The following is a 19022-nucleotide window of genomic DNA, read 5'->3' as shown; positions in this document are numbered from 1 at the left end:
CGCGTTTTCGAGATCGCGTCTTCTCGGGCGTCCCCTCATGAGGGCACGGCTAGCGGGTCAGAGTCTGCGGGTGGCGAGCGTCAGCCGGTCGCGGGCGTCGAAGAGGGCGTCCTTCACCATCTGCTCGTGGGCGGGAGTGAGGCGCGCCACCGGCACCGAGCAGCTGATGGCGTCACGGGCGGGCGTGCGGTACGGGATCGCCACGCCGAAGCAGCGCAGCCCCAGGGTGTTCTCCTCGCGGTCGACGGCGAAGCCCTGCTCGCGGACCTGGTGGAGCTCCTCGATCAGCTTCTCCCGGTCGGTGATCGTGTGCTCCGTCAAGGCGGGGAGCGTCTCCGGGAGCAACTTGCGGACCTGCTCGTCGGTGTGGGTGGCGAGCAGGGCCTTGCCGAGCGAGGTCGAATGGGCGGGCAGGCGCCGGCCCACACGCGTGAAGGGCCGCAGATAGTGCTGGGACTGGCGGGTCGCGAGGTAGACGACGTTCGTGCCGTCGAGCCGCGCCAGGTGGATCGTCTCCGTCGTGTCGTCCGAGAGCCGGTCCAGCGTCGGGCGGGCCACGGCCACCACCTCGTCGCCGTCGATGTACGAGGTGCCGACCAGCAGTGCCCGCACCCCGATGCCGTACCGTGTGCCCGTCGCGTCCGTCTCGACCCAGCCGAGGTCGACGAGGGTGCGCAGCAGCATGTAGAGGCTGGACTTGGGGTAGCCCACGGCCTCCTGTACGGCGGCGAGGGAGTGCATTCCGGGGCGGCCGGCGAAATACTCGAGCAGTTCCACGGTGCGTACGGCGGACTTGACCTGTGCCCCGCCGCCAGTCTCGGCTGCCGACATCGCCCTTGACCCCTTCGTCCGACCGGAAATAGTCTCCAACAGCATATTCATCATCAGAGACAGCGTTCAGCATATCGAACGTCCCTGGTGAATGGCATCACAACTGCGGCAGAGCAAATGCGGCACATCAATGTGGAGGGACCCGCGGTGGCAGCAGCACCAGTCTGGAGTGTCGACCCCCGAACCGGGAAGCAGCGTGAACAGGTTGCGGTGGAGGCCACAGCCCAGGAGGTGGACGAGGCCGTCCGCGCCGCCCACGCCGCGCGCGGCGCCCTCGCGGACCGTACGGTACGCGCCGCGTTCCTGCGCTCCGCCGCCGAGCAGCTCCAGGCGGCCAAGGACCACCTCGTCGAGGCCGCGGACGCGGAGACCGCGCTCGGCCCGGTCCGGCTCACCGGAGAACTCGCCCGCACCTGCTTCCAGTTGCGGGCCTTCGCGGACATCGTCGACGAGGGCGCCTTCCTCGACGTGGTGATCAACCACCCCGACGACACCGCGACCCCGCCGATCCCGGACCTGCGCCGCTACAAGGTGCCGCTGGGCGTCGTGGCCGTCTACTCCGCCTCCAACTTCCCGTTCGCCTTCTCCGTCGCGGGCGGCGACACCGCGAGCGCGCTCGCCGCGGGCTGCCCCGTCGTCGTCAAGGCCCACCCCGACCACCCGGCGCTGTCCGAGATGGTCGCGGCCGCGCTGCGCCGGGCCGCCGCCGAGCACGACATCCCGGCCGGTGTCGTCGGTCTCGTGCACGGCTTCGAGGCGGGCATCGAGCTGATCAAGCACCCGCTGGTCGCGGCGGCCGGCTTCACCGGTTCCGTACGGGGTGGCCGTGCCCTGTTCGACGCGGCGGCCGCGCGTCCGGTGCCGATCCCGTTCCACGGCGAGCTGGGCTCCCTGAACCCCGTCGTGATCACCGAGGCCGCGGCCACCGAGCGTGCCGAGGCCATCGGGGCCGGGCTCGCGGGCTCGATGACGCTGGGCGTGGGCCAGTTCTGTGTGAAGCCGGGACTGGTGCTGGCGCCGGCCGGCGCGGCCGGTGACCGGCTCCTGAAGTCGCTCACCGACGCCGTGAGCGACGTCGACTCCGGGGTCCTGCTGGACCACCGCATGCGGGACAACTTCATCGCCGGCGTCGCGGAGCGGACCGAACTGCCCGACGTGGAGTCGCCGGTCACCGCGGGCGCGGGCGGCGAGCACACGGTGAGCCCCGGCTTCCTGACCGTCCCCGCGAGCAGGCTGGCCGCGGAGGGTGAGCACGACCTGCTGCTGGAGGAGTGCTTCGGGCCGCTCACGGTCGTGGCGCGCTACGAGGACGAGGCCGAGGCGACCGCGGTGCTGTCGCGTCTGCCGGGCAACCTCACGGCGACGGTCCACCTGTCGGACGCCGAGGCCGCGGGGGAGGGCCGGGGGGCCGAGATCCTCGCCGAGCTGACGCCGCTCGCCGGGCGTGTGCTGGTGAACGGCTGGCCCACGGGTGTGGCTGTGGCTCCGGCCCAGCACCATGGTGGTCCCTACCCGGCTACGACGTCGACGTCCACGTCGGTGGGTGGGACCGCGATCGAGCGGTGGCTGCGGCCAGTCGCGTATCAGGGTGCGCCGGAGGCGCTGCTGCCGCCGGAGCTTCGGGACGACAACCCCCTGGGACTGCCGCGGCGGTTCAACGGGCGGCTGGAGCGGTAGTACGGGCTTTTGTTGCGGGAGCGCCGTGGGGGTGCGGGGTTCGTTGGCGGCTGCTGGTTGTCCGTGGTTGCTCGCGCCCACGCGGCGGAGCCGCATGTCCAATACAGCCCCGCGCCCCTGAAAGGGGCGCGGTACCGCACCCGCGTACTGGACCTGGGACACTCTCCCAATGGACGTGAAAATTCCCGAACTCCCCTTTCCCTTGCGCACCTATGGTCCCGACGGGCACTGGTCCCACGAGGACGACGTGCTCAGCGGGTGGGCGGGAGCCCGGGAGGACCGGTTCGTGCCGCCCACCGGGGAGGCGCTGGAGCCCGCGTCGGACGCGCCGCGGCTGCTCGGTGAGCCGGAAGGGGACTTCCAGCTGATCGCCCGCGTCACGGTGGGCTTCGCGGCCTCCTTCGACGCGGGCGCCCTCTACGTCCAGGTGGGCCCCCGGGACTGGGCGAAGCTGTGCCTGGAGTACTCGCCGGACGTGCCCACGGTCTGCACGGTCGTCACCCGCGGTCACTCCGACGACGCCAACTCCTTCACCGTGCAGGGGAGTTCCGTCTGGCTCCGGGTCAGCCGCACCGGCCGGGCCTTCGCCTTCCACGCCTCCCGCGACGGCAGGAAGTGGACCTTCGTCCGGCTGTTCACCCTGGGGCACGAAGGGCCCACGTCGGCGGCGCTCGTCGGGTTCATGACCCAGTCGCCGGTGGGCGAGGGCTGCGTGGTCACCTTCGACCACATCGAGTACCGCGACGCCTGGCCGGACGGGCTGCGCGACGGCAGCTGAGGATCAGCCGTACGGGGGGAACCGCCACGGGGAAGGGCACGTCCTCCGCTGCATGATCGAAGTTCGTGTGAACCGTGACCGCGTGACCGGAGCGCGCGTGATCAGGACCGCGTTGCCCGCCGAGGCCCGGATCATCGCCGACCTGCACGGACGCGCACGCTCGACGTACTACCCCGACGGCCTGCCCGACCCCGGCACCGACTGGGCCGCCCGCTGGCTGGACGCCATCGAGCGGCCGGACGGGCATGTGCTGTGCGCCGTCGAACACGGCCGCGTCGTCGCCGTGGCCTCGTTCCGCACGCCCGCCGCCGCTCCGCCGGAATCGGTCAAGCTCTTCCAGTTCCATGTCGACCCGGACCACTGGCGGCGCGGCATCGGAGCGGAGCTGCACGCGGCCTGCGTCGAGCAGTGGCAGGCCGACGGCCGGCGCACGGCCGTCCTCGACGTGCATGTCCACAACAGACGGGCCCAGGCCTTCTACGCCCGGCACGGCTGGACCCCCGACCCGCGGAACCCGCCCGCCGAAGGGGACCATCACCTGTACCTGCGCCTGTCCGTACCCGGGGAATGAACGCTGCTGCTTGAACGTTCATCTACGCGGCGGAGGGAGGCTCCGTCCCCGTGGACCCGTACGACCTGGAGAGAGCTGCCACGATGCGCGTCGAGATCTGGTCAGACATCGCATGCCCCTGGTGCTACGTGGGCAAGGCCCGCTTCGAGAAGGCGCTGGCGGCCTTCCCGCACCGCGACCAGGTCGAGGTGGTGCACCGTTCCTTCGAGCTCGACCCGCACCGCGCCAAGGGCGACATCGAGCCCGTCCTGACGATGCTGAGCCAGAAGTACGGGATGAGCGAGGCGCAGGCACGGGCGGGGGAGGAGAACCTGGGCGCCCAGGCCGCCGCCGAGGGACTGGCGTACCGCACCGAGGGCCGCGACCACGGCAGCACCCTCGACCTGCACCGCCTCCTCCACTTCGCCAAGGAGCGGGGCAGGCAGGACGCGCTGCTCCAGATCCTCTACCGGGCGAACTTCGCCGAGGAGCGGTCCCTCTTCGCCGACGCGGACGCCTACCTCGTCGAACTCGCCGTCGAGGCCGGCCTCGACGCGGACGACGTCCGCGAGGTCCTCGCCGATCCGACGGCGTACGCCGACGAGGTGCGCGCCGACGAGCGCGAGGCGGCGCAGCTCGGTGCGAACGGTGTGCCCTTCTTCGTCCTCGACCGCAAGTACGGGGTGTCGGGGGCTCAGCCCGCCGAGGTGTTCAGCCGGGCTCTGAGTGAGGCGTGGGGTTCGCGGCCCCCGCTGCGGCTCGTCCAGGACGAGGACGCCGCCTCGGGGGAGGCGTGCGGCCCTGACGGGTGCGCGGTGCCGCCGGCGGTCTCCGAGTAGCGCCGTCGGGGTCCGGTTGTCCTCGGGGCGCGACGGCCCAGGTCACGGGCCATGCATAAGCATCGCTTAGGGCAAACACGCAAAACATCTCAATGGACGAGGAGTCCCCTGGGCCGCACAGTGGAGCCATGGAGACCTTCGAGAGCCTCGTACGCGCCGAGTTCGCCCCGAAGAACACCTATCTGAACACCGCGAGCACCGGGCTGCTGCCCGCCCGCACGGTGGACGCCATGCGGGTCGCCGTGGAGTCCGCCGCGGCCGGCAAACCCACGGACATGTTCGCCGACGTGGAAGCGGTGCGCGCCTGCTTCGCCCGGCTGCTCGGGGTTCCCGGCAGCCGGGTCGCGGCCGGGGCCTCCGTCGCCGTCTACAGCGGGCTCATCGCCGCCTCGCTGCCCGAGGGCGCCGAGGTCCTCACCGCCGAGGCCGACTTCACCTCCGTGGTGAACCCCTTCCACATCCGCGGCGACCTGAAGGTGCGCGCGGTCCCGCTGGAGCGGATCGCCGAGTCGGTGCGGCCGGGCACCGCGCTCGTCGCGGTCAGCGCCGCCCAGTCCGCCGACGGCCGGATCGCCGACCTGGACGCGATCCGCGAGGCCGCGCGCACCCACGGCGCGCGGACGTACGTCGACGCCTCCCAGGCGGCCGGCTGGCTGCCCCTCGACGCGGACGCGTACGACTACGTCTCCTCCGTCGCCTTCAAGTGGCTCGTCTGCCCGCGCGGCGCGGCCTTCCTGGTCGTCCCGGAGGACCTCGGCGGACTCACCCCCGTCTTCGCCGGCTGGGTCGCGGGGGAGAAGCCGTGGGACAGCTGCTACGGCCCGGTCCAGGAACTCGCCCACTCCGCCCGCCGGTTCGACGAGAGCCCCGCGCTGTTCTCGTACGCGGGCGCCCGGACCTCACTCGAACTCGTCGAGGAACTGGGCGTGGAGCGCATCCGGCAGCACGACCTCGCCCTGGCCGAACGCTTCCTGGCGGGGCTCCGCGCCCTCGGCCACGCCCCCGTCCCCGCGCCCGGCTCACCCATCGTCTCGGTGCCCGGACTGGGCCACCGACAGGCGGAATTGAGTCGTGCCGGAGTCGAGGTCTCCGACCGCGCGGGCCACTTGAGGGCGGCCTTCCACTTGTACAACACGCCTGCCGACGTCGACCGGCTCCTCGACGTCCTCTCCGGCTGATCCCCGGCGGGGTCCGGCCGGCGCGACGGCCCTATCCGGCCGACCCACTGGCGCGGACCCCGCAGGGACGCTAGGAAGGCATCACGGAGGTGATGGTGCCGGTGGAGCAGGCGGCCGAGAAGACCGCGCGCGTTCCCGCCGATGCGGAGCTGCATCGGCGGCTGGTGTACGGGGACGAGTCCGCGCTGAACGAGGCGTACGACGCGTACGGCGGGCTCGTCCGGGCGGTGGCCGTACGGGTCACGGGCAGCCCGGCCGCCGCCGAGGACGTGGCACAGGAGGTCTTCGCGCAGTTGTGGAGCAGGCCGTACGCCTTCGACGCGCGCCGGGGCTCGCTGCGCACCTGGCTGTCCACGGTCGCCCACCGGCGGGCCGTGGACTGGGTGCGCAGCGAGGCCCGGCACCGAAAGGACGCCCGCGCCGACGACTCGGCGCTGCAGGCCATCCCCGACGCCGGGCCGCGGCCCGACGAGGCGGTCGTCGACCGCGAGCGCTCGCTGCTGCTGCACTCCGCCCTCGCCGAGCTCCCGCAGCCCCAGCGGGAGGTCGTGCACCTCGCCTACTTCGCGGGACGCACCTACCGGCAGGCCGCCGTCGAGCTGGGCATACCCGAGGGAACCGCGAAGACCCGGCTGCGCAGCGCGCTGCGGAAACTCGCGGAGTCCCTGGCGGACCCGCCCGACCCGGCGCAGGCGAGGGGCGCATGATGGTGGTACGGGCAGCGGAAGGAGGCGTGTGATGGCCACGGACCACGACGGCGTACGGGAGCTGCTGGCCGCATGGGCCGTCGGCGCGCTGCTGCCCGGCGAGGAGAAGACCGTGCCGCTGCACCTGGCCGAGTGCGAGTCCTGCGCGGCGGAGGCCGAGCGGCTCAGGGACACCGTGCGCCTGCTGGACGGGCCCCTGACCGCCCCCCGGCTGAACGGCGCCGGAAGCGGCGCGGCCGGCGGCGCCGCCGGTGTGCTCGCCGCCGCGCTGCGCGCTCGCCCCGGCCCCGCACGCGTCGCCCCGCACGCCGCTCCCTACGCCGCGGCCGTCGCGGGGCTCCAGGCACTGGTGCGGGAGCTGGAGGGCCGCTGGGCGACACCCGTCGTGCACGACTGGAACGCACACGCGACCGTCGCCCACCTCCTCGCCGCGGACGAGCCGCTCGCCCTGCGTCTGGGCCTCGACCCGCGCGTCCCCGCCTCGCCGGTCCCCGAGGGCACCCCCTGGGAGGACGCCTGGAACGCGCGCACCGCCGACGTGATCGCTCACGAGCTCGCGCGCGCCCCCGGGGACACCGTCGCGGCGTGGGCCGCGCAGGCCGCCGACCTGCTGGCCACACCCGAGGCCCACGACACCGTGCGCGCCGCGCACGCCACCACACTGATGGGCCTCCGCCTGCCCGTCGCCGACCACTTCCTCGTGCGCGCCTTCGAGACCTGGATCCACACCGACGATCTTGGCCGCGCCCTCGGCCTGCCCGTCCCGCCGCCGCCCGACGAGCACCTGTGGCTGCTGGTCCGCCTGGCCGTCCGGGTCCTCGGCCTGGCCCTCAGCGGCGCGCCGCCGGTCCTGCTGGCGATGGCGGGCGCGGAGCCCGAGGCCCAGTGGGTCATCGGCTCCGAGGACGAGCCGGTGCAGGCCGAACTCGTCCTCGACCCGGTCGACTTCTGCCTGCTCCTCGGCGGCCGGTACGCGCCGGACGCGGTACCGCGCGGCGCCACGGGCGACGAGGGCGCCGTACGGAATGTACTGGAGACGGCGGCGGCCATGTCCTGGCTGTGACCGCCGGGGCAGCATGACCCACCTCCCCGGCCGGCCGACGCGGGCGGGCCCGGCACCTCACAAGGAGGCACCGGGCCCGTTCCGCCGTACCGCGTGGGTCACCTCACGGGGGTGAAGTCCCTCGCCCCGATGAACTCGGGCCTGCGCACCGGCGCCGCGAACGGCTCCACCGCCGCGTTCTCCACGCTGTTGAACACGATGAACACGTTGCTGCGCGGGAACGGCGTGATGTTGTCGCCGGAGCCGTGCATGCAGTTGCAGTCGAACCAGGTCGCCGAACCGGCCTTGCCCGTGAACAGCTTGATGCCGTACTCACTGGCCATGGCGGTCAGCGCCTCGTCGGACGGGGTGCCGGCGTCCTGCATCTGGAGGGACTTCTTGTAGTTGTCCTTCGGTGTGGCCCCCGCACACCCGAGGAACGTCCGGTGCGACCCCGGCATGATCATGAGACCGCCGTTGGTGTCGTAGTTCTCGGTCAGCGCGATCGAGACGGACACGGTGCGCATGTTCGGCAGACCGTCCTCGGCGTGCCAGGTCTCGAAGTCGGAGTGCCAGTAGAAGCCGCTGGCCCCGAAGCCCGGCTTGACGTTGATCCGCGACTGGTGGACGTACACGTCCGAGCCGAGGATCTGCCGCGCCCGCCCGACGACGCGCTCGTCGCGCACGAGGTTCGCGAACACCTCGCTGATCTTGTGCACCTCGAAGACGGAACGGATCTCCTTCGACTTCGGCTCGATGATCGAGCGCTCGTCGGCGCGGATCTCCGGGTCCGTGACGAGCCGCTCCAACTCGGCGCGGTACAGCGCGACTTCCTCGTCGTTGATGAGTTCCTCGATGGCGAGGAAGCCGTCCCGCTCGTACGACTGGAGGTCGGTGAGCGAGATCGGGCCGGGCGTGTTGGGCGCGCCCCAGACGACCGGGTCCTGGCGCGGGACGGACACCTCCGCGGCGCCGCGGCTGGGATAGAGGTCGGTTACGGCGGTGGGCGTGGGTGTCATGGTCATGATGGGTTCAGGCCTCCTCGGTCAGCAGCGGGTAGACGCCGTTCTCGTCGTGGTCCTCCCGTCCGGTCACGGGGGGATTGAAGACACAGATGCAGCGGAAGTCCTTCTTGATCCGCATCGTGTGCCGCTCGTGCCCGTCGAGGAGGTACATGGTCCCGGGCGTGATCGTGTACTTGCGCCCGGTCTCGTCGTCGGTGAGCTCGGCCTCGCCCTCGACGCACACGACGGCCTCGATGTGGTTCGCGTACCACATCGAGGTCTCCGTACCCGCGTACAGGACCGTCTCGTGCAGTGAGAAGCCGACCTTCTCCTTGGCGAGGACGATGCGTTTGCTCTCCCAGGTACCGGACGCGGCCTTGACGTGCCGGTCGGTGCCCTCGAGCTCCTTGAAAGAACGGACGATCACGGTGCGGTGACGCCTCCTTGGTGTTGTCGGGGTGTTGATGTACGGGATGTGGCTTGTGTGGGATGTGGCTTGTGCGGATGCGGCTGTGCGGCTCAGGCGGTCTCGCGGGCGGCGCGGGCCAGGGTGCGCAGCCCCTCGTCCAGCTCGTCCGGCGTGATGGTGAGCGCGGGGAGCAGCTTGACGACCTCGCTCTCGGGGCCGGACGTCTCGACGAGCAGGCCGAGTTCGAAGGCGCGCTTCGCGATCCGGTTCGCGCGGTCCTTGTCGTGGAACTCCATGCCCCACACCAGGCCGCGCCCGCGGTACTCCTTGACCTCGGCGGGGTGCTCCTCGGCGATGGCGGCCAGGGCCTGCTCGACCTGCTCGCCGCGCTTGCGGGTCTGCTTCTCCATGGCGGAGCCGTCGGCCCAGTACGTCTCCAGCGTCGCGGCGGCCGTCACGAACGCGGGGTTGTTGCCGCGGAAGGTGCCGTTGTGCTCGCCGGGCTCCCAGATGTCGAGCTCGGGCTTGAACAGGCACAGGGACATGGGCAGTCCGTAACCGCTGATCGACTTGGACACCGTGACGATGTCGGGGGTGATGCCGGCCTCCTCGAAGGAGAAGAAGGCACCGGTCCGCCCGCAGCCCATCTGGATGTCGTCGACGATCAGCAGCATGTCCTGCCGCTCGCACAGGTCGGCGAGGGCGCGCAGCCACTCGGGGCGCGCGACGTTGATGCCGCCCTCGCCCTGCACGGTCTCGACGATCACCGCGGCCGGCTTGTTGAGCCCGGAGCCCTGGTCCTCCAGGATCCGCTCGAACCACAGGAAGTCCGGGACCTGGCCGTCGAAGTAGTTGTCGAACGGCATGGGCGTGCCGTGCACGAGCGGAATCCCGGCACCGGCGCGCTTGAAGGCGTTGCCGGTCACGGCGAGCGAGCCGAGCGACATCCCGTGGAAGGCGTTGGTGAAGGAGACGATCGCCTCCCGCCCCTTGACCTTCCGCGCCAGCTTCAGCGCGGACTCCACGGCGTTGGTGCCGGTCGGGCCCGGGAACATGACCTTGTACGGCAGGTCGCGCGGGCGCAGCACCAGGTTCTGGAACGCCTCGAGGAAGGCGCGTTTGGCGGTCGTCGACATGTCGAGCCCGTGGGTGACGCCGTCGCGCTCCAGGTAGTCGATCAGCGCGCGTTTCAGTACGGGGTTGTTGTGGCCGTAGTTGAGTGATCCGGCGCCCGCGAAGAAGTCCAGGTACTCATGGCCGTCCTCGTCGTACATGCGGCTGCCCTGCGCGCGGTCGAAGACGGTGGGCCAGCCGCGGCAGTAGCTGCGCACCTCCGACTCCAGGGTCTCGAAGACGCTCAGGTCGGGCTGGGTGATGGTCACGGCGAATCGCTCCTCGATGCGTGGGGGGACTGCAGGAGTGAGGGATCGGGTTGGCTGGTCTCGGGCGGAGTGAGGGGGAGTGGGGGACAGGCTGTTTCGGTGGATCACACGGACGTCACACGGACAGCGGGCCGATGCGGTGGAGGACCTCCGGCTCGTGCCCGCCGTCCGGGAACTGTCCCGCCTCGAACAGGACGTCGCGCTCGACGGTGGCCCCGTGCCGCGCGGCGTACGAGGCGAACAGGCGCTCCGAAGCGGTGTTGCCCGGTGTGATGGTGGTCTCGACGGTCGTCAGCCGGTGCTGCCGGGCGACCTGGAGGGTCAGCCCGTCCAGCAGTGCGGCGGCGACCCCGCGGCCCCGTTGGGAGGCGTCGACGGCCACCTGCCACACGAGGAGGGTGTCCGGACGCTCGGGCCGGATGTATCCGGTGACGAAGCCGACGGGCCGGCCGTCCCGCGTGTCCCGCGCCACCGCGGAGGTGGCGGCGAAGTCACGGCACCACAGCAGGTAGCTGTACGAGGAGTTCAGGTCGAGAGTGCGGGAGTCCCGGGCCAGGCGCCAGAGCGCGGCACCGTCCGCCACGTCGGGACGGTCGATCCGCAGCCCCTCCGGCATTTCCAGGAATTCCGCCGGCAGGTCCGTCAGGTTCGGCAGGTCTGCTTGTGCGGCAGTCATGCCAATTGAATTTACCCAGCGAAAGTTGAAATTGCATCGGGGCTGGGGGTTACGTGAGCGGCCTTTTTGTGTTATCTCGCGCGCGTGTGCGGCCGCGTGAGAGGGCGGCGAAAGCTGGTGTTTTGCCCGGATATTCCGGGATGAACGGGGCGCTCTGTGGGGTCGGTCACATGAGCGTAACTCTCACGAGATCTACCCGAATTACACCGGTTGGCGTTCGCGAAACCTACGCGTTTAGCTGCCGGAAAAGCGGGCAGAAGAATATGGGAAGCTGCGCTGAATTGGTTTATTGCATTTGAGTGAACAGTATATGTGAATTTCCGCACCCCGCCCTGTGGAGCGGGGTGCGGCGACCGGTTGCGGGCGGTCTCAGGACCCGGTGACTCCGTCGATGCGCTCGCGGACGATGTCCGCGTGGCCGTTGTGGCGCGCGTACTCCTCGATCAGGTGGATCAGGATCCAGCGGAGGCTGACCTCCAGTCCGGCCATCGGGCCGTCCGCGATCCGTCCCGTGTCGTCGAGGGAGCGCCCGGCGGACAGCTCCTCACCGCGCGCCACCTCCTCGCGCCACACCGCGAGCGCCTCGTCGATGCCGCGACCGGGGTCGAGCTCGAATCCGGTGGGGCCGAACAGGCGGGGTACGTCAAGGCCGGCCAGTACGCGCTGGAACCAGGTGCGTTCCACTTCGGCGAGGTGCTGTACGAGCCCCAGCAGGGTGAGCCCCGACGGCTCGGCCGACGCCGTCCTTAACTGGGCGTCCTCCAGGTTCGCGCACTTCAGCGCCAGTGTGGCGCGGTGGAAGGCGAGCCAGCTCTCCAGCATGGGCCGCTCGTCTCCGGTCATGAGGGGGATGGGGCGGCCGTCGGGGAGGGTCTGAACGGCTATGTCGCCGCTGGTGGTGGTGTTCATGCGGGGATCATGGCAGAGGTGCCGGCGGGGCGGCACGCTCCGGCGGCGGGGCGGCGGGATTGTTTCCCGCCCCCGCCGCCCCTACCCATTCCCGTCCCCTCGGGGCTGCGCCCCCAGACCCCCGCTGTCGGCCTGACGGCCTCGTCCTCAAACGCCGGAGGGGCTGAGAATCAGCCCCTCCGGCGTTTGAGGAGCGGGGTCCGGGGCGGAGCCCCGAGCGGGGTCGAAGGGGCAGCGCCCCTGGGGATGGGACGGGTAGGGGCGGCGGGGGCGAGAAACACGCAGCACCCCAGCGCGCTCACCGCTGTAACCGCCCCGACAGCCCCGCAGATGCCGGGCATCGACCGCTCCGAAGCACCGCTTGCCCGAGCCGGAGACCACTGGCACCACGTCCATGGCCGCCTCGTCCACCAGGCCCGAGAGCGCCCCACGCGCCGACGCCCTAGACCGGCCACGCCTCCGCCACCGCACCCCGAGCCGCCTCCACGTCCACCGTGACCCCCGTCTCCGCCAGCGCACCGCCGATCGCGGCAAGGGCCGCCCGGACAACCTCCACCGTGGCGTCCGGACCGTAGTGGTTCACGCGGATCATCTCCCGCGCGAGGGCGCCGCCCCCCGCCGCCAGCGGCACGGACGGATCGGCGGCCAGCGCCTTCGCGACCACCTCGGAGGCGTCGGCATCGGCGGGAACCCGCAACGTCGTTGCCACCGGAGCCGCGTCCACGGCCTCGTACACGTACGGCTCCAGCCCTCCGCCCAGCGCGAGCGCCCCCGCCCGCGTGGCCGCCGCCGCCGAGGCGTGACGGCCCATCACCGAGGCCAGCCCCTCCGCCTCGATGCGCTCCACACACGCCTCCAGCGCGAGCATCTCCAGCTGGGCGGGCGCGTGCAGCAGGGCACGGCGTCCGCCGTCGATCCACCGTTCCTTCCAGTCCAGCAAGGAGAGGTACGAGCGCCGCGGAGCCCCCGGGTTCGCGGCCATCCGCGCCCACGCCCGCTCGCTCACCGAGATCGCGGACACCCCGGCCGGGCCGCCCATCGCCTTCTGCGCCCCGATCACGCACAGGTCCACACCCCACGCGTCCGGCAGCACGGGCTCCGCCGCGATCGAGGCGACCGCGTCCAGGTAGAAGAGGGCGCCGTGCTCCCGGACCACCGCACCGATCTCCGCCACCGGGTTGGTGTTCCCGGTCGCCGCCTCCGCGTGCACCAGTGACACGAAGTCGATCGAGGGGTGCTCGGCGAACGCGGCACGTATCTGCTCGGCGGTGACCGCCGTGTGGAAGGGCACCGCCAGGTCGATGACCCTCGCCCCGCAGTCCCGCAGCCAGTTCCCGAAGGTCTGTCCGTAGGGGCCGGTGATCACGTTCAGGGCGGTCGTGCCGGGGCCCGCGGCGCCACGGATCGCGCCTTCCAGGGGCAGGAGCGCCTCCCCCTGTGTGATCACCACGTCCTGTTCGGTGGCCAGCAGCCGAGCCACCCGGTCCTCGATCGCGGCGAAGCGCGCGGCGCTCATCGGGGCCAGATCCAGAAAGGGGTGTGTCACGGGGGTGCTCTCCTCGCTCGGGGGTAGGCATGGCTTGGTCCGGTCGCTGATCCGCATGTGCATGCTGACCAGGTTCGAGCGTAACCGCGCGAGCTGTGCCGATAAGTCGCAGGTGGTGCCGCTCGATGACCATGGGAATGATTTGGGGGGACCCAAGCTTTCCTTATAATCGGAACCATTCGTTGTCTCACTGGAGGTCCCCGTGAACTCGGTCCCCGGACGCCGGACCCGCATCCTGGCCGCCACCACCGCGACGGCCGGCCTGCTGTTCGTCGCCGGCTGTACTTCGACGGACGACGGCGGCAGCGGCACGAAGACCGCCGCCGGCGGGGTCACCCTGGTGAAGGCCGGTCAGCTGACCACCTGCACCCACCTGCCGTACCCGCCCTTCCAGTCGGAGATCGACGGCAAGGTGCAGGGCTTCGACGTCTCGCTGATCGACCTCGTGGCCAAGGACCTGGGGGTGAAGCAGCAGATCCTCGACACCCCCTTCGAGAACTTCAAGACGGGCGCCTTCCTCAACTCCGGCGAGTGCGACCTCGCCGCGGCCGGTATGACGATCACCGAGGAACGCAAGAAGAACGTCGACTTCTCCGACCCGTACTTCGACGCCACCCAGGCCGTCCTCGCCACCAAGAAGAGCGGCATCGGCTCCTTCGCCGACCTCAAGGGCAAGAAGGTCGGCGCCCAGGCACAGACCACCGGCGAGGAGTACGCCCAGAGCAAGGGGCTCGATGCGACCTCCTTCGAGTCCTCCGACGCCGTCCTCAACGGGCTGCGCACCGGCCAGGTCCAGGCCGTCGTCATCGACTACCCCGTCGTCCAGGGCTGGATGAAGGACAAGGCCAACGCCGCCGCCTTCGAGGTCGCCGACAACATCAACACCGGTGAGCAGTACGGCTTCACCGTCAAGAAGGGCAACACCAAGCTTCTCGCCGCCATCAACAAGGCGCTCAAGCAGGCGCAGAGCGACGGCACGTACAAGAAGCTGTACGAGCGGTGGATCGGTCCCTACGACGCGTCCGTGGCGTCGCCCTCCGCCTCATGACCGGCACGAGGACAGAGGTGACAGAGGTGAGGGGCGGGCCCAAGCGGAAGGGCCTGACCCGGCGCCAGAAGCGCAGCCTGTCGCGCGGCGTCCAGTACGCCGTCTTCGTCGTGGCCGTGATCGCCTTCGCGGTCACGGCCGACTGGGGCCAGTTGCAGAACCAGTTCGCGCAGACGGACATCGCCGAGCGGATGTTCCCGGACGTCATCACCCTGGCGCTGAAGAACACCGTGCTCTACACCGTGACCGGCTTCGCCGTCGGGCTGGTGCTCGGCATGGTGATCGCGCTGATGCGGCTGTCGTCGGTGGGCCCGTACCGCTGGCTCGCGGGCGTCTACATCGAGATCTTCCGCGGCCTGCCCGCCCTGCTGATCTTCATCTTCATCGGCGTGGCGGTGCCGCTGGCGTTCCCGGGCACGGAGATCGTCGGCGGCACGTACGGCAAGGTCGCCCTCGCGCTCGGCCTGGTGGCCGCCGCGTACATGGCCGAGACGATCCGCGCGGGCATCCAGGCGGTGCCCAAGGGGCAGATGGAGGCGGCCCGTTCACTGGGCTTCTCGCCCGCGCGGGCCATGGTCTCGATCATCATCCCGCAGGCGTTCCGGATCATCCTCCCGCCGCTCACCAACGAACTCGTCCTGCTCTTCAAGGACTCCTCGCTGGTGCTGTTCCTCGGCGTCACCCTTCAGGAGCGCGAACTGTCCAAGTTCGGCCGCGACCTGGCCAGCCAGACGGCCAACTCCACGCCGATCCTCGTAGCCGGCCTGTGCTATCTGCTGGTCACGATCCCGCTCGGCTTCGTCGTACGCCGCATGGAGGCGAAGGCCCAGGAGGCCGTGAAATGAGCGAACCGGAGATCCAGGTCCGCGGACTGCACAAGTCGTTCGGCGCGAACGAGGTCCTGCGGGGCATCGACCTGGAGATCGAGCAGGGCGAGGTCGTCTGTGTCATCGGCCCGTCCGGCTCGGGCAAGTCGACGCTGCTCAGGTGCGTCAACCTGCTGGAGGAGCCGGACAAGGGCCAGGTCTTCGTCGGCGGCACCGAGGTCACCGACCCGGACGTGGACATCGACGCCGTACGCCGCCGTATCGGCATGGTCTTCCAGCAGTTCAACCTGTTCCCGCACCTGACGGTGACCGAGAACCTCACGCTGCCGCAGCGCCGGGTGCTGAAGCGCGACAAGGCGGAGGCGGCCCGGGTGGCCGCGGACAACCTCCAGCGGGTGGGGCTCTCGGACAAGGCGGGCGCCTACCCGTCCTCCCTCTCGGGCGGCCAGCAGCAGCGCGTCGCCATCGCCCGCGCGCTCGCCATGGGGCCCGCGGTGATGCTCTTCGACGAGCCGACGTCGGCGCTGGACCCGGAGCTGGTGGGCGATGTCCTCGGCGTCATGCGCATGCTCGCGAACGAGGGCATGACGATGATGGTCGTCACCCACGAGATGAGCTTCGCGCGGGAGGTCGCCGACCGGGTCGTCTTCATGGACGGCGGCGTGATCGTGGAGGAGGGCGCCCCGGCACAGGTGATCGGCGACCCCCGCCACGAACGCACCCGCCACTTCCTCTCCCGGCTCCTGGACCCGGCCATGGCCGAGGTGACGGAGGAGACATCGGACCAGGTGGGCAAGACGGACCAGTAGGTCATTAGGGTGCGGTGCATGAACGATCGCACGGTGCTGCACGTGAAGGGGCGGGTCCTGGTGGGGCCCGACGACGTCCGGGACGAACTCTGGGTCGTCGACGGGAGGATCTCCTACGACCGCCCCGCCGGTGCCCGTGACGTGCGTACGGTCGAGGGCTGGGCGCTGCCGGGCCTGGTCGACGCGCACTGCCACGTCGGCCTCGACACCCACGGCCCCGTCCCCGACGACGTCTCCGAGAAGCAGGCCGTCACGGACCGCGACGCGGGCACCCTGCTGATCCGGGACGCCGGCTCGCCCTCCGACACCCGCTGGATCGACGACCGCGACGACCTCCCGAAGATCATCCGGGCGGGCCGGCACATCGCCCGCACCCGCCGCTACATCCGCGACTTCGCGCACGAGATCGAGCCGGACGAACTGGTCGCCTACGTCGCCCAGGAGGCCCGGCGCGGCGACGGCTGGGTCAAGCTGGTGGGCGACTGGATAGACCGGGACCTCGGCGACCTGTCCGCCTGCTGGCCCCGGGACGCCGTCGAGGCGGCGATCGCTCAGGCCCACCGCCTCGGCGCCCGCGTCACGGCCCACTGCTTCGCGACGGACTCCCTGAAGGACCTGGTCGAGTCGGGCATCGACTGCATCGAGCACGCGACGGGCCTCACCGAGGACCTGATCCCCCTCTTCGCCTCCCGCGGCGTCGCCATCGTCCCCACCCTGGTGAACATCGCGACGTTCCCGCGTCTCGCGCAGGGCGGCGAGCGGAAGTACCCGCGCTGGTCGGCGCACATGAGGCGGCTGCACGAACGCCGCTACGACACGGTGCGCTCCGCGTACGACGCCGGGATCCCGGTGTACGTCGGCACCGACGCCGGGGGCTCGCTCGCCCACGGGCTGGTGGCCGCGGAGGTCGCCGAACTGGTCACCGCGGGCATCCCGCCCGTCCAGGCCCTGTCGGCGACGGCGTGGGGCGCCCGCAGCTGGCTCGGCCGTCCCGGGCTGGACGAGGGGGCGCCCGCGGACCTGGTGGTCTACGACAGCGACCCGCGAGCCGACGTACGGGTGCTGGCGGCGCCGCGACGCGTGGTGCTGAACGGGAGGGTGGTCGGCTGAAAGGGTGCGCAGGTCGCCGGGCGGCGGTGACCGGGCCGTGGTAACCGGCCCGTGGTGGCCGGGGTGACTGTGGAGAACGTGCGTGCCAAGGGATTCGAAGGTGTGCACGGAAACGTCACGTAGGGGTGAACTCCCGTCAGATTGCTGACGGTTCACTCTCCGTCCGCGATTCTTGCGGGGTCCCGAAGCGATACTTCCCTGGGAGCCCACCCTTGAACGGCAACAACTTCCGCCTGCCCGCACGCCGTTGGGCCGCCACCGCGGCGGCCACGGTCATGACCGCCGGTCCCGCGGTCCTGGCCGGCGCGGGCGCCGCCCACGCGACCGAGGACCACGGTCGCGCGAGCGCCGTCGTGCTCCGCACCGGACTCGACGTGCACCTGGCGAACAAGACCGTGAACGTCCCCCTCGCGGTCTCGCTCAACGAGGTGCAGGCACCGGCGGACGCCGAGCGGAGCACGCTGAGCGCGCGGCTGGACGGGGTGGACGGAGGCCGCCCGTTCCGCGTGCTGCGCGCGGACGTGGCCACGGCGAAGGCGACGGAGTCCGCGACGGAGGCCGAGGGCCGCACCGACCTCGCGGGCGCGAAGATCCACGTTCCGGGTCTTCCGCTCCTCTCCCTGATCGAGCTGGAGAGCGTGACGTCCCGCGCGACGTGCGAGGCGGGCCGGAAGCCGGTGGCCGAGTCCGACGTGGCGGGCGCGGTGACGGTGCTCGGCAAGAAGGTCACGGTCTCCGCGGGCGGTACGACGGAGGTCAAGGTGCCGGGGGTCGGGGAGGTCACCCTCGACCTCTCCCGTACGGGGACCACGTCCCGTACGGCCGCCGCGACGGCCCTCGAACTCAAGGTGTCCATCAACCCGTTGAAGCTGAACGTGGCCGAGGTGGAGGGGACGGTCACGCTGGCGGGCGCGACCTGCGAGTCGCCGGCGGCGTCCTCGCCGTCCGACTCCGACTCCGACTCCGTGTCCGAGGTGAAGCCGCAGGGTGGCGGCTCCGGGTCCGACCTCGCGGAGACCGGGGGCAACTCGATGACGCCGTACATCGCCGGTGGGGCGGTCGCGCTGCTCGCGGTGGGTGGGGGAGCGGTGGCGGTGGCGCGGAGGGGGAAGGGCTGAGGGCGGGGGCCGGGGCGGGGGCCGGTTTTTCCTCGCCCCCGCCGCCCCTACCCGTCCCATCCTGTCCCTGGGGGCTGCGCCCCCAGACCCCCGCATCGGCCTGACGGCCTCGTCCTCAAACGCCGGACGGGCTGGATATGCCTGGCCTCGGCTGAAAACTCAAGCCCCAGCCGGAAAATCCCAGCCCCAGCCGGAAAACCCCAGCCCCAGCCGGAACCCCCAGCCCCAGCGGGAAATCCCAGCCCGGCCTCGCATGTGCCAGCGTGCCCCGCACGCTTCAGCCCGGCCTCGCATGTGCCAGCGCGCCCCGCACGCTTCAGCCCGGCCCCGCATGTGCAGCGCGCCCCGCACGCTTCAGCCCGGCCCCGCATGTGCAGCGCGCCCCGCACGCTTCAGCCCGGCCCCGCATGTGCAGCGCACCCCGCACGCTCCAGCCCGGCCCCGCATGTGCAGCGCACCCCGCACGCTTCAGCCCGGCCCCGCATGTGCAGCGCACCCCGCACGCTCCAGCCCGGCCTCGCATGTGCCAGCGCCGCCCGCACCATCCACCCTGCCGCCGCCATCCAGCCCCCGCATGCATCC

The 19022-nt window shown here is 71.3% G+C and carries 19 protein-coding genes; 12 read left to right on the top strand and 7 right to left on the bottom strand.

The window, feature by feature from the left end; all coding sequences use genetic code 11:
- Positions 1-57 precede the first annotated feature (57 nt).
- Positions 58-831, bottom strand: coding sequence for an IclR family transcriptional regulator (locus ACZ49J_RS10840; protein ID WP_467451104.1), 774 nt, complete (start codon positions 829-831; stop codon positions 58-60).
- Positions 832-978: 147 nt separating this feature from the next.
- On the opposite strand from ACZ49J_RS10840, the gene ACZ49J_RS10835 reads away from it, so the two are divergent.
- From ACZ49J_RS10835 to ACZ49J_RS10805, 7 genes are all read left to right on the top strand, one after another.
- Positions 979-2508, top strand: a complete 1530-nt coding sequence (locus ACZ49J_RS10835; RefSeq protein WP_467451102.1) for an aldehyde dehydrogenase (NADP(+)) — start codon at positions 979-981, stop codon at positions 2506-2508.
- A gap of 169 nt (positions 2509-2677) precedes the next feature.
- Complete coding sequence (locus ACZ49J_RS10830; protein ID WP_467451101.1) at positions 2678-3286, top strand: DUF1349 domain-containing protein; 609 nt, start codon at positions 2678-2680, stop codon at positions 3284-3286.
- Between the two features lie 52 nt (positions 3287-3338).
- Positions 3339-3857 carry a GNAT family N-acetyltransferase gene (locus ACZ49J_RS10825; protein WP_467451100.1) on the top strand — a complete coding sequence of 173 codons (519 nt, stop codon included), beginning with the start codon at positions 3339-3341 and terminating at the stop codon, positions 3855-3857.
- A gap of 83 nt (positions 3858-3940) precedes the next feature.
- Positions 3941-4675, top strand: coding sequence for a DsbA family oxidoreductase (locus ACZ49J_RS10820; protein ID WP_467451333.1), 735 nt, complete (start codon positions 3941-3943; stop codon positions 4673-4675).
- A 128-nt stretch (positions 4676-4803) separates the two neighbouring features.
- Positions 4804-5853, top strand: coding sequence for an aminotransferase class V-fold PLP-dependent enzyme (locus ACZ49J_RS10815; RefSeq protein ID WP_467451099.1), 1050 nt, complete (start codon positions 4804-4806; stop codon positions 5851-5853).
- Between the two features lie 89 nt (positions 5854-5942).
- Complete coding sequence (locus ACZ49J_RS10810) at positions 5943-6560, top strand: RNA polymerase sigma factor (protein WP_467451098.1); 618 nt, start codon at positions 5943-5945, stop codon at positions 6558-6560.
- Positions 6561-6591: 31 nt separating this feature from the next.
- A complete protein-coding gene (locus tag ACZ49J_RS10805; RefSeq protein WP_467451097.1) occupies positions 6592-7623 on the top strand; it encodes a maleylpyruvate isomerase mycothiol-dependent enzyme family protein in 1032 nt (343 codons plus the stop codon).
- A gap of 98 nt (positions 7624-7721) precedes the next feature.
- Here the strand turns inward: ACZ49J_RS10805 and thpD are convergent, their stop codons facing one another.
- The 6 genes from thpD to ACZ49J_RS10775 form a co-directional block, all read right to left on the bottom strand.
- The gene (gene thpD, locus ACZ49J_RS10800) at positions 7722-8621 is read right to left on the bottom strand and encodes an ectoine hydroxylase (protein ID WP_467451332.1); all 900 of its coding nucleotides are present in this window, start codon (positions 8619-8621) and stop codon (positions 7722-7724) included.
- A 13-nt stretch (positions 8622-8634) separates the two neighbouring features.
- The gene (locus tag ACZ49J_RS10795; RefSeq protein WP_467451096.1) at positions 8635-9033 is read right to left on the bottom strand and encodes an ectoine synthase; all 399 of its coding nucleotides are present in this window, start codon (positions 9031-9033) and stop codon (positions 8635-8637) included.
- A gap of 92 nt (positions 9034-9125) precedes the next feature.
- A complete protein-coding gene (gene ectB / locus ACZ49J_RS10790; RefSeq protein WP_467451094.1) occupies positions 9126-10397 on the bottom strand; it encodes a diaminobutyrate--2-oxoglutarate transaminase in 1272 nt (423 codons plus the stop codon).
- 115 nt (positions 10398-10512) lie between these two features.
- Positions 10513-11073: a diaminobutyrate acetyltransferase gene (gene ectA / locus ACZ49J_RS10785; RefSeq protein ID WP_467451093.1), complete on the bottom strand. Its 561-nt coding sequence runs from the start codon at positions 11071-11073 to the stop codon at positions 10513-10515.
- A 369-nt stretch (positions 11074-11442) separates the two neighbouring features.
- Complete coding sequence (locus tag ACZ49J_RS10780; RefSeq protein WP_467451092.1) at positions 11443-11982, bottom strand: DinB family protein; 540 nt, start codon at positions 11980-11982, stop codon at positions 11443-11445.
- 442 nt (positions 11983-12424) lie between these two features.
- Entirely contained in the window at positions 12425-13528 is a 1104-nt protein-coding gene (locus ACZ49J_RS10775; protein ID WP_467451091.1) for a pyridoxal-phosphate-dependent aminotransferase family protein, read from the bottom strand.
- Between the two features lie 202 nt (positions 13529-13730).
- Here ACZ49J_RS10775 and ACZ49J_RS10770 point away from each other — a divergent pair, with 202 nt between their 5' ends.
- The 5 genes from ACZ49J_RS10770 to ACZ49J_RS10750 all read left to right on the top strand — a co-directional run bounded on the left by ACZ49J_RS10770 (position 13731) and on the right by ACZ49J_RS10750 (position 18440).
- The gene (locus ACZ49J_RS10770) at positions 13731-14576 is read left to right on the top strand and encodes a transporter substrate-binding domain-containing protein (RefSeq protein ID WP_467451090.1); all 846 of its coding nucleotides are present in this window, start codon (positions 13731-13733) and stop codon (positions 14574-14576) included.
- Positions 14573-15421: an amino acid ABC transporter permease gene (locus tag ACZ49J_RS10765; RefSeq protein ID WP_467451089.1), complete on the top strand. Its 849-nt coding sequence runs from the start codon at positions 14573-14575 to the stop codon at positions 15419-15421. The genes ACZ49J_RS10770 and ACZ49J_RS10765 overlap by 4 nt, the downstream gene beginning before the upstream one ends.
- A complete protein-coding gene (locus tag ACZ49J_RS10760) occupies positions 15418-16212 on the top strand; it encodes an amino acid ABC transporter ATP-binding protein (RefSeq protein WP_467451087.1) in 795 nt (264 codons plus the stop codon). Before ACZ49J_RS10765 ends, ACZ49J_RS10760 begins: the two co-directional genes overlap by 4 nt.
- 18 nt (positions 16213-16230) lie before the next feature.
- A complete protein-coding gene (locus ACZ49J_RS10755) occupies positions 16231-17322 on the top strand; it encodes an amidohydrolase family protein (protein ID WP_467451086.1) in 1092 nt (363 codons plus the stop codon).
- 212 nt (positions 17323-17534) lie between these two features.
- On the top strand, positions 17535-18440 hold the full coding sequence (locus ACZ49J_RS10750) for an SCO1860 family LAETG-anchored protein (RefSeq protein ID WP_467451085.1): 906 nt from the start codon (positions 17535-17537) through the stop codon (positions 18438-18440).
- Positions 18441-19022 lie beyond the last annotated feature (582 nt).

The organism is Streptomyces sp. NPDC030840 (assembly GCF_055572015.1).
This window is presented reverse-complemented; position numbering and strand designations above follow the sequence as displayed.